Origin of the sequence: Flavobacterium granuli (genome assembly GCF_031456055.1) — a bacterium.
GTDB lineage: Bacteria > Bacteroidota > Bacteroidia > Flavobacteriales > Flavobacteriaceae > Flavobacterium > Flavobacterium granuli_A.
The window spans coordinates 1-12,074 of the sequence record NZ_JAVDTX010000007.1; the positions used below are offsets into that span (position 1 = coordinate 1).

General features: G+C 33.6%; 7 protein-coding genes. 2 read left to right on the forward strand and 5 right to left on the reverse strand.

The window, feature by feature from the left end; translation table 11 throughout:
• Window positions 1-354: 354 nt before the first annotated feature.
• From J2W95_RS14550 to porU, 5 genes are all read right to left on the reverse strand, one after another.
• Complete coding sequence (locus tag J2W95_RS14550) at window positions 355-1,983, reverse strand: pyruvate dehydrogenase complex dihydrolipoamide acetyltransferase (protein WP_310008288.1); 1,629 nt, start codon at window positions 1,981-1,983, stop codon at window positions 355-357.
• Window positions 1,984-1,989: 6 nt separating this feature from the next.
• A complete protein-coding gene (gene pdhA / locus J2W95_RS14555) occupies window positions 1,990-2,988 on the reverse strand; it encodes a pyruvate dehydrogenase (acetyl-transferring) E1 component subunit alpha (protein WP_310008290.1) in 999 nt (332 codons plus the stop codon).
• A gap of 160 nt (window positions 2,989-3,148) precedes the next feature.
• On the reverse strand, window positions 3,149-3,664 hold the full coding sequence (gene cdd, locus J2W95_RS14560; protein ID WP_409025131.1) for a cytidine deaminase: 516 nt from the start codon (window positions 3,662-3,664) through the stop codon (window positions 3,149-3,151).
• A 91-nt stretch (window positions 3,665-3,755) separates the two neighbouring features.
• Entirely contained in the window at window positions 3,756-4,922 is a 1,167-nt protein-coding gene (gene porV / locus J2W95_RS14565; RefSeq protein ID WP_310008294.1) for a type IX secretion system outer membrane channel protein PorV, read from the reverse strand.
• A 42-nt stretch (window positions 4,923-4,964) separates the two neighbouring features.
• Entirely contained in the window at window positions 4,965-8,792 is a 3,828-nt protein-coding gene (gene porU / locus J2W95_RS14570; protein ID WP_310008297.1) for a type IX secretion system sortase PorU, read from the reverse strand.
• Between the two features lie 216 nt (window positions 8,793-9,008).
• Between porU and gldJ the strand changes: the two genes are divergently transcribed.
• Entirely contained in the window at window positions 9,009-10,709 is a 1,701-nt protein-coding gene (gldJ, locus tag J2W95_RS14575) for a gliding motility lipoprotein GldJ (RefSeq protein WP_310008298.1), read from the forward strand.
• Between the two features lie 64 nt (window positions 10,710-10,773).
• A complete protein-coding gene (locus J2W95_RS14580; protein ID WP_310008301.1) occupies window positions 10,774-12,060 on the forward strand; it encodes a UDP-N-acetylmuramoyl-tripeptide--D-alanyl-D-alanine ligase in 1,287 nt (428 codons plus the stop codon).
• The last annotated feature ends 14 nt before the right edge of the window (window positions 12,061-12,074 follow it).

The window sequence follows — 12,074 nt, forward strand, 5'->3', positions numbered from 1 at the left end:
CTCCTCTTTGGGGCTGTTTTTTTTTGTTTATGTAAACTAGACTAAAATCAATAACAGAAGAAATGCTGTTATGAAAACGTCCTTGCATGAGGGATGGGAAAGGCATCCTTTTGTTTTCCTTTTTAGGGAAAGCAAAAGATACAATGGACAGCCCGACCCGTAGGGACATGCCATAATGAAAATGGAGAGTCTAATCTTGAGAATGGAAAATTGATTGTTTTTTTGACTTTAAATAAAAAAATAAAGAGCTAGTTCCGATTGTTATTTTTTAGTTCTTATTTGCTTTAATTTTTTCAAAAAAAAATCCCGTCTTGTTCGAAAACAGACGGGATTTATAAATATTAAATCAAGTGCTTATGCAAGCATAGTTACTGGATTTTCAATATATTGTTTTAATGTTTGTAAAAACTGTGCACCAGTTGCGCCGTCAATTGTACGGTGGTCGCATGCTAATGACAACATCATAGTGTTTCCAACTACAATCTGACCATTTTTTACTACTGGTTTTTCTACAATAGCTCCTACTGATAAAATAGCAGAGTTTGGTTGGTTAATGATAGAATTAAATTCAGTGATACCAAACATTCCAAGGTTAGAAACTGTGAAAGTACTTCCTTCCATTTCAGCTGGACCAAGTTTTTTGTTTTTTGCTCTACCTGCAAGATCTCTAACACTTGCACCAATTTGAGACAAGCTCATTGCATCAGTAAATCTTAGTACAGGAACTACTAATCCATCTTCAACAGCTACCGCTACACCAATATTTACGTGGTGATTGATGATGATGGCATCTTCTTTCCATTGAGAGTTAATTTTTGGGTGTTTTTTCAACGCTAATGCACAAGCTTTGATTACCATATCATTGAAAGATACTTTGGTATCTGGAACACTATTAATAATTGCTCTTGATTGCATTGCATCATCCATTGTCACTTCTATTACAAGATTGTAATGAGGTGCTGTAAACAATGATTCAGCTAAACGTTTCGCAATGATTTTACGCATTTGCGAATTTTTGATTTCTTCTGTGAAAACTTCGCCAGCTGGCACGAACACTTTTGGAGCTTCAGTTTTTGGAGTTTCAGAAGCTTTAGGTTCTGTAGTGTTTGATACAGCTGCAGCTGCAGGTGTGAAGTTTTCGATATCGCTTTTTACGATACGGCCGTTTTCGCCTGTTCCTTTTACTTGTGTTAATTGAATTCCTTTGTCACTTGCTATTTTTTTAGCTAAAGGTGATGCCAAAATTCTTTTTCCATCGCTTACTGTTTCAACTGCTTCTGAAGTTTTATCAGATGTAGCAGTTTTAACTTCTTCTTTTGCTGTTGCTGCAGTTGGAGCAGCTCCACCCACTTTATAGTTTTCAGCGATTCCGCTAATATCTGTTCCTGCAGGTCCTATGATTGCCAAAAGACTATCTACAGGAGCTGTGTTACCTTCTTGAATTCCAATAAATAATAAAGTTCCTTCATTGAAAGATTCGAATTCCATTGTAGCTTTATCTGTTTCGATTTCAGCAAGGATATCACCTTCAACAACTTTATCACCTACCTTTTTCAACCAAGTAGCTACTGTTCCTTCAGTCATAGTATCACTCAAACGAGGCATCGTTACTACGATAACTCCTTTTGGTAAATCTGCTGCTGGTACTGGTGCTTCAGAAGCTTTTACTTCAGTTGCAACTGGCGTTGATTCAACTGGAGCAGGTGCCGCTGAACCTCCAGCTATTAAAGTAGATACATCTTCGCCATCGTTTCCGATAATTGCCAATAATGAATCTACCGGAGCAGTTTCTCCTTCTGGGATTCCAATATATAAAAGTGTTCCTTCGTTGAAGGATTCAAATTCCATTGTTGCTTTGTCGGTTTCAATTTCAGCTAAGATATCACCTTCGCTTACTTTGTCACCTACTTTTTTAAGCCAAGCTGCTACCGTTCCTTCTGTCATAGTATCGCTCAAGCGAGGCATTGTTACAATTGTTGCCATAATTGATTATAATTTATGAGGTGTGAATGGATAGTTTTCTTGGTCGTACACTACATCGTATAATTGTTGAATTTCTGGATAAGGAGATTCTTCAGCAAATTGAACACATTCTTCAACTAGATCTTTAACTCTTTGATCGATTATTTCAATTTCTTCTTGTGTAGCAAATTTTTGATCTAAAATCACATCTAAAACTTGAGTGATTGGATCTATTTTTTTATATTCTTCAACCTCTTCTTTAGAGCGGTATAATTGTGCGTCAGACATAGAGTGTCCTCTGTAGCGGTAAGTTTTCATTTCAAGAAAAGTTGGTCCGTCACCACGTCTTGCCCTGTCTATTGCTTCAGTCATAGCTTCGGCAACTTTCACTGGGTTCATTCCATCAACTGGTCCGCAAGGCATTTCATATCCTAAACCTAATTTCCAAATATCAGTGTGATTTGCAGTTCTTTCTACAGAAGTCCCCATAGCATATCCATTGTTTTCAACTATAAAAACAACAGGCAGTTTCCATAACATAGCCATATTAAAAGCTTCGTGTAATGAACCTTGACGTGCAGCTCCATCTCCAAAATAAGTCATTGTAACTCCACCTGTTCCATTGTATTTGTCTCCAAATGCTAAACCAGCTCCCAATGGGATTTGGCCACCTACGATTCCATGTCCTCCGTAAAAGCGGTGCTCTTTTGAGAAAATGTGCATTGATCCACCCATTCCTTTTGATGTCCCAGTTGCTTTTCCTAAAAGTTCAGCCATTACGCGTCTAGGATCTACACCCATACCAATTGGCTGAACGTGATTTCTATAGGCGGTAATCATTTTGTCTTTCGTCAAATCCATAGCATGTAAAGCACCTGCTAATACTGCTTCTTGACCATTATATAAGTGTAGAAAACCTCTAACTTTTTGTTGAATGTATAATGCCGCAAGTTTGTCTTCAAACTTTCTCCAAAGTAACATGTCTTCATACCACTTTAAATAAACTTCTTTTGTAACTTCTTTCATCTGAAATAATTCTTTTGCTTAAGTGTTATTGTATTATCAATTATGACCTAGTAACGCAAAATAGTTTCCTCACCACAAATTTGCGCCCCGAAGGGATCGGGATGCAAAAATAAGACATTCCTACTAAGAACTAAAATTTAAACGCTAAATTTTGATTTTTTTAAAGTAATTTTTTTTCAAACATAAAAGGAAGTAGGTTTTTTAGGGATGCCGATTGATGAATTGAGCCTGTTTCTCCCATATAATATATTTCTATAGGGGTATCTTGTCGAATTTCATATTCTGCGATGGATTGTCTGCAAGCTCCACATGGCGGAACGGGAGTAGTTGTTTTATTGTTATTATTGTCAGAGGCAGCGGTAATTGCCATTTTCAAAATGGTCGCTTCAGGATAAATGGCTCCTGCATAAAAAATAGCTACCCGTTCTGCGCAAAGTCCGGAAGGATAAGCGGCATTTTCCTGGTTGGAACCAACAATAATTTCACCATTGTCCAAAAGAAGGGCTGCTCCAACCCTAAATTTTGAATAGGGTGCGTAAGCATTTTTCCTAACTTCAACAGCCTTTAACATTAGGTTTTGTTCAGCCAATGGTAATTCTTGAATGGTTTCAAAAACAGTGATTTTCGAAGTGATTATTATTTCTTTCATTAGTAAAAGCTGTTTTTTTAATTGAATATTTTGAAAATGTATCTAGAAATAAAAACAAAAAAATCCAATTTCAAAATATTGAAGTTTGGATTTTTATTTTTATAAAAGTAAAGTAAGATTAAAAACTTTCATATTTCTCTCCAAAATTAAATGTCAAAGAGAAACGCAGTGTGTTTTCGAGAGGGTTTTGAACCTTAGAGGCTGAAAATAAGTAGGAAACATCAATTTTTACTGAGCTATATTTAAAACCTGCTCCAAGAGAGAAAAATTCTCTTGCACCTTTATCTGGGCTTTCATGAAAATATCCTGCTCTAAATGAAAATGAATCTTGATACACATATTCTGATCCTATGGAATAGGTGACTTCTTTTAGTTCTTCACTAAATCCACCAGGTGCATCTGAAAATGATTGAAACATTCCTGCAAACCAACCAATAGATTGATAATCATCATAATTTTGTTGTTCTTCTGCACTATCTATTATTCCATCTCCGTTTAAATCTTTAGGCGATTGAGGTGTTGGAACCATTAGTTTGCTTACTTCCAAATTCACGGCTACCTTATTGTATTCGTCTAAAATGAAATCAAATCCTCCGCCTAGTTTCATATTCGCAGGTAGAAAATTGGCACTTATATCATCATTATCATAGCTCATTTTTGGACCCATGTTTTGAAAATTAAATCCAGCTCTCCATCTACCATTAAAATCACTATATGCAATTTCTTCTGACTGATAAAATCCAGCAACATCAACTCCAAAACTACTTGAAGATGAAGAGTCATTACTCTCTGTAGCTACTTTAAGGTTGGAATTTATGTAACGACCAGCTACTGCCATTGAGAACTTATCGCTCAATTTTAAGGCATATGATAAATCAAAAGCAAATTCATTAGGAGAGACGAGGACAACTTGGCTGTCAAAATCTGTTCTTAATTCAATATCTCCCAGGCCAAAATAACGGAAACTACCAGCAAAAGAACTTTTGTCGCTATATCTATTATAGTAGGTTATTTGAGCTAGTGATATATCATTTACTAAATCGGTTAGATAAGGTGTGTAGCTTAGAGAAAATCCCTGTTGATCAGTGGAAAATGCATATTTTGAAGGATTCCATTGTTGGGAAAATGCATCTGCTGATGAAGCAACACCATTGTCTCCCATACCAGCAGATCTAGCATCTGCTGCTACTAAAAGAAAAGGAACGGCTGTTGTAATCACGTTTTCTTGTGCGTGAACAAAATTAATATTGTATAAAAATATAATCAATAAAGTAGCTCTCTTCATTACTTAAAATAAAAATTAATTAGAGGTAAATATACTATAATATTAAAGAATCACAAGTTTTTCAAATTTTTCGATCTTCTTATTGGATAGGGTTGCTTTTACGGTTAATTTGTAAACATAAACTCCTTTGCCAATTTTATTTCCAAAATCATCACGAGTATCCCATGTTATTTCTCTTGATAAAAAACCTGGTGTTGTAATGGTTTGGTTTTTTGTCCAAACTACTTTCCCAGTTATTGTTAGCACTTGAACTTGTACCTCTAATGGTTCGTTTGGTTTGTTGTGAGAAAACCAAAATTCTGTGTAATTCACACATGGATTGGGATAGTTCAATACATTTGTAAGTGTAATGGATTCGTCTCCAATTACCAAAAATTGTATTTCTGATGTTGTAGCATTATTATAAACATCCCAAACTGTAAAAGTAATAGTATGTAAGCCAGCTTTTAAATTTCGGAAAGGAAAATGTAAATTTCCTTTTGTGAAATTATCTAGTTCGGTTTGATAATAGTCATTCAAAATGAATGGATTACTCACATCACCATCTAAAACAGCTACAATATCGTGTCCGATTCCGCCAGCTGTATTGATTCCGCTTTCGTCTTCCATATAAGCAATAAATATAGGCGATTCATTGGTAATGCCTCCAGACACAAAAGTTTCATCATTCATATATAACTTTACTTTTGGAATATTATTGTCTGCAACTGCATTTTCATTTACCCCACCTACTTTGATTGTAGTGTCGTAACCTGTAACGTCTTTAGGTAATTCATTCTTTTGGGCGTAAAAACTTAGTTTTCCGGTGTCTAATGGAATTCGGATGTCTTTTGGTACTATGAAGCTGTATTCAAATTGACCATTCGTAACAGATGCATTTCCTCTAAAAATAGCTTCACCTAATGTCGTGAAATTTATAACAGGACTGTAGCCATCATTGTTTAAAGTGCTTTTTGTTATTTTTTTATCAAATAAAATAGTTGATAAAACTCCGTTATAATTGGTCAAAGGAAGATTGTTTTCGTCGGTTATTTCCCCAGTTATTTTCATCTTAGCTAATGATTTGAAATCTGGGAGCGATTGATTTATTGGTATATCATTCACTTTGGTCAATATTATTTTTGGTTTTGGAATAGCAAGGAATATAGCTGGATCGCCAAGATAAAGGACTACGTTTGTTGCTGTATTTGAATTTTCATTTTTAGAGATTCTTAAGGCCTCGGCTATAGAGACATATTGATTGGAACCGTATGATAAAAGATTTTTAGCAAAAACATCATTGAAATTTTCGGCACTAAATTGTCCAATTGAACGAATTGTTGATACTAAAGAAATGGCTCCTCCTTTTGAATTCCAATAAATGTATTCTCCAGCTGTGGGTCTTGTGGGATTGTCAAAACGAGAAAACTCACAAGTAATTGTAATAAACAATGGGTATTTATATTTATTGCTTAAGTTTTGACTGTCTGCTTTGTCCCAAAGTCTTTCACTCGCCAAGCCATCTTCTCCGCCATGTCCCAAATAATTAAAAACCAAGGCTCCTTTCTCAAATTCGTTATAAAATTCAGATTTTGCTTTAGGATACCTTTCTCCTCCAGCTGAAGCCTCTTGTGTGTAAGAGTCCAAAAATATTTTAGATACATTCAAAAACGGTTTTTGGAGAGTAATTTCATCAGCAAGAGTGTTCTGTCTTGATTGCAAAGAAGCGTCGGTAGATTTGTCTGAATCATCAGAAAGTGTAGTGTAGTTATTCCTCCAGCTCCCATAGGACTTTTTATCATGATATTCAATGACTTTATTAACCATCTCGTCTGCTTGTGTGGTAGTACTAACTAGCATTCTGCCGGCAGCAATGTCTATTCCGCCGTAAAATGTAGTAATGTTCCCTTCAGAATCATCCATTAGACAATAAAAATCATCTGACGCAAATGATGCTTCGCCAATAGTATTACTGGTTAAAGATTCATATATAGGTACAATATTGGTATTGTTGGTTATTCTTTTTTTATAGTCAAATGATGCATCTCCAAAAAGATTGACATATCGTACTTTTTTGTCTATCGATGAAGCGTTATTGTAAATGTATTTTATGCAATTTCTTATTGCGGCAATGTCTTGTTTTCCTGAAGCAAACTCTTGATAGATGGATTCAAGAGTGATAACTTTTACATTTAAATTTGAATTTACTCTGTGAAAATTAGCTAGCTTCTCTGCTTGGGATCTTAAAATTTCTGGGGAAATGATTACATAATCAATATCTTGAAATTGACCTTGATTGTTTTTAAAGACTGTACCTTTTATATTTGAATTGGCTATTTTTGATTTATTTTCTTTTAATGGGGAATAATAGTCATTCGTATCAATAGCAATGTATTTTCTAAGTTCACCAAGATTAGCTTTGAAGGAAAATGCACTTTGGTTGCTGTTTTCGATTTTTGACACATTATATATATCGGTTATATCCCAAATTTGAGAAACAGTGGTAGCATTTGTAAAATCATACGATATGACTCCAAGACTTGAATTGGCTAAATCATATTGGAAATGGAATTGCTTTCCAAATCCCTGTAATTTGCTTTTTGCTATTAATTGAATATAGTCTAGGAAGCCTTTAGAGCCAGGTACTCCATTGTTGTTGTAGGATAATTTTATTTTTATATTAGAACTGCCTGTAAAAGTGGTATTGCTCGGAAGTACACCATTGAAATATTGTATGTCTGAATTGGTATTTAATGCAGAAAATGTAACATTGCCAACTTCAAGCCCATTGGTTGTAACTTTAAAAGAAGTAGGAGTGTAGGCTGCAGAAGCTAATAAGATATTTAATTTAACAGGTGTTGATGAGTCTATATTTGGAAAATCAAATGCAAATTCTTGGTCCTGATTAATGTCAAATGATTCACCAACCCATTGTCGGCCAACTTGTGCGATATTTGTTAAGTCGACCTCGTGAAATTGATAATCGTCATATGCTGAAATGTTTAAAGTGCTTGCAGCTGTAGGTTGAGGCATGTTTAAAATTCTCTTTCCATTGTCTCCTTCTACAGTGATGTAATAATAAGATTTTGAATCGTATAAATTTATATTGGTTTGACTTTCATCATTCCAATTGTAAATTCCCTCACCATAAAACAAGATATAATCATCATTGTTGAAAACCCCATCGCTTTCACCTTGAATTTGGATTGCATTTTCTGTTAAATCTGTCGGATAAAAAGTTTCATTTGCTAGTGGAAGCATTTTACCGCCATTACCATATATCTTAATTCTTTTAGGGTCAATTCCATTTAAATTCAGCCCTAATTCCTGTAGAAATTTTAAAGAAATTTTATAGACTCCAGATTTTTCGATATAAAAACGATGCCAATTCCCTGAAGCCAAAACTGAATTTGTAATACTCATTTTGTTTTTGGCGGAAATGGTTTTTCTAGGAGAGCCGTTATTTATAGTATATGAAAAGGATTTAATTTTTTTGTAGCCAGAAGCGTCTTTGATTATTGGTGATATTCTGAGGAAATTTTGAATAGTATTTCTTGATTTAGATGTATACAGTGTGGCTTTTATGGCTGAAGGAATAATTGAAGTGTTTAAATTCCCAAGCGCTGATGTTGCTATGGATTCATAAACTACATTTGAAATCTGAATGCTTTTATCGTCTAAATCGGAGGTGTTTTTTAAGTTTAAATTATAATAAATAGATTGACGATATCCATCGTAGAAATAACTGTTTCCTTTGAAACTTGGTGTTTGAGATTTGGCGTTGGGGGTTATAGTGTAACTTTGTATCCAATCGATATTTATATCTCCTTTTATTTGTGCAAAAGTTATAATAGGGAATAAAAGAATAAAACAAGATATGAAGTTTTTCATTGAAATTGATAATGGAATGAATTGTAAATAATTGTTAAAATTAAATAAAAAATATTAAATGTCATTTTCGTTGTTTTGTGTAATAAAAAATATATTTTTGCGTTTTTATTACATCTGTTAAAAATATTAAAAATTAAAGTTAAAAAGGGTTTTGTGATTTAATGTTTAATTATTACATTGCGCAACCTAAATTTTAATAATCACCTACTAGAAACTATGAGAGTAAATAAAACTATCCCCCTAAAGATAATGCTGTCCCTGGCATTAATATTAGGACTAGCTAGTTGTAGCAAAAAATCTAAATCCGAAAGTGCCTCGAGAGGTACAGGTTGGGACATAAACAGTTCTAAAGGAGGTTTTGCAAAAGGAGCGGCGCATAAAACACAGGAAACTGGACCAGGATTGGTATTTGTAGAAGGAGGAACTTTTACAAGAGGATTGGTTCAAGATGATGTAATGCACGATTGGAATAACCTTCCAAATCAACAACATGTTATGTCTTTTTATATGGACGAAACAGAAGTTACCAATTTAATGTATCTTGAATACCTTGAATGGTTGAAAAAAGTTTATCCTCCAACTGAAGAAAATTATAAAAATATTTATGAAGGAGCTTCACCTGATACTCTTGTTTGGAGAAACAGATTAGGTTACAATGAAACAATGACCAATAACTATTTAAGACATCCTGCTTATGCCAACTATCCTGTAGTAGGTGTAAATTGGGTTCAAGCTGTTGAATTTAGTAAATGGAGAACGGATCGTGTAAATGAGGCTGTTTTAGAAAAAAATGGATATTTGAAGAAAAATGCTAAGTCATTAGATGTTTCTGCCGAAAGTAATTTTAATACTGAAACATATTTAGCGGCTCCTACAATGACTTACGGAGGTAACGAAGAAATTCTTTTGAAAGGTAAAGGTGCCTCTAAAAAAGGACCAAAACCAGATAAAAATGGTAATGTTGTTGAAGAGAAAAATGTATATGCCCAAAGATCATCAGGGATTTTATTACCTGAATACAGACTGCCAACAGAATCTGAGTGGGAATATGCAGCAGCAGCTGATGTAGGTCAAAGAGAATACAATATTTACAAAGGGCAAAAGAAATATCCTTGGTCAGGAACTTATACTCGTTCTGGAAAAAGATCAAACAAAGGTTTTCAGTTAGCTAACTTTAAACAAGGTAATGGAGATTACGGTGGAATTGCAGGTTGGTCAGATGATGGTGCAGATATTACAAACGCTGTTAAAAGCTACCCAGCAAATGATTTTGGACTATATGATATGGCTGGAAACGTAGCTGAATGGGTTGCCGATGTTTACAGACCAATTGTTGATGTTGAGACAAATGACTTTAACTATTTCAGAGGTAACGTTTATACTAAAAACAAAATTGGTAAAGACGGAAAAATTGAAATTATCACTAATAAAAATGTTGTTTTTGATACATTAAGTAACGGTAAATTAGTTCCAAGAAACTTAGCTGGTGAAATTGCTCAAGTTCCTGTAGATGATAATGAAACCTATTTGAGACAAAATTTCAGTACAAGTGATAATATTAATTACAGAGATGGTGATAAACAATCTAGTAAGTATTATAAGTTTGGTGCTGCTGATGCTGATAAAGGAAAAACTTCAGAAAAAGAAATTATGTACAATGCTCCTAAACACAATGTGAAAATTGACAGTTTAGGTAACATGGAAAGAAAATATGATAAGTCAAGTAAAAGAACAACTTTGATAAACGATGCAGTTCGTGTTTACAAAGGAGGATCTTGGAGAGACAGAGCTTATTGGTTGGATCCTGCACAAAGAAGATTCTTCCCTCAGGATATGGCAACAGATTACATCGGATTCAGATGTGCTATGTCTAGAGTAGGTTCTAAATCTAATACAAAAAGATCACCAAGAAATTAATTTTTTTTATACAATACAGTAAAAGCCCTTTCATTAGGGCTTTTATTTTTTAAATTATATTTATATGGATATTAAATACATTCATAGTTTGTTTTTGAAATGTAATTCGGTTTCAATTGACACACGAAAAATTGAGTCTGGATCATTTTTTGTAGCCATAAAAGGAGATAATTTTGATGCAAATACTTTTGCTAAAGAAGCGCTCAACAAAGGAGCTTCATATGTAATAATAGACAATAAAGAGTATTATATTGATGATAGAACTGTTTTGGTTGAAAATAGTTTAATGGCTTTGCAGGAATTGGCTAAATTTCATAGAAAACATTTAAAATTGCCTATAATTGCCCTTACAGGTAGTAATGGTAAAACCACATCAAAAGAATTGATTAATGTTGTGCTTTCGAAAAAATTTAACACTAAAGCTACTGTTGGTAATTTAAATAATCATATTGGTGTCCCTTTAACATTATTGTCATTTAATGAGCAAACCGAAATGGGAATTGTAGAAATGGGGGCTAATCATCAAAAAGAGATAGAATTTCTTTGCGATATTGCACAGCCTGATTATGGTTACATCACTAATTTTGGTAAAGCACATCTTGAAGGTTTTGGTGGAGTTGAAGGTGTTATTAAAGGGAAAAGCGAAATGTATCACTATCTCTCAAATAATGGCAAATTAGCATTTGTCAATCTTGAAGACCCAATTCAAGTTGAAAAAACTAAAGTGATTAAATTGTATTCTTTTGGATTAAATAAAGATACAGCTGATGTAAATGTAACTCATGTTGAAGCAAATCCTTTTGTTTCTGTAACGTACTCACAAAATATTATTTCAACTCATTTAATTGGTCTGTACAACGCAAATAATATCAATGCGGCAATTGCTATAGGGACTTATTTTGGTGTTGAGAAAAAGGATATTAAACAAGCATTAGAAAGTTATATTCCTGAAAATAATAGGTCTCAATTAATTTCTAAAGCAACTAATGAAATTATTTTGGATGCTTATAATGCGAATCCTAGTAGTATGAAAGTTGCTATTGAGAATTTCATTCTTTTGGATAAAAAGAATAAAATTGTTTTCTTAGGCGATATGTTTGAACTAGGGAATGAGAGTTCATTGGAACATAAGGGAGTTGTTGATTTATTATTGAATCAGGATAATATTGCTTGTTATTTTATTGGTAAAGATTTTTATCAAAATAAGACAAATCAGTCAAACTTCTTTTTCTTTGAAAATTTTGAAGCCTTTTCAGATTCCATTAAAAATAAAAAATTTGAGAATAACATGATACTCATTAAAGGTTCTAGAGGAATGGCCTTGGAACGTACTTTAGAATTTATAAAATAATTTTTGTAAACATT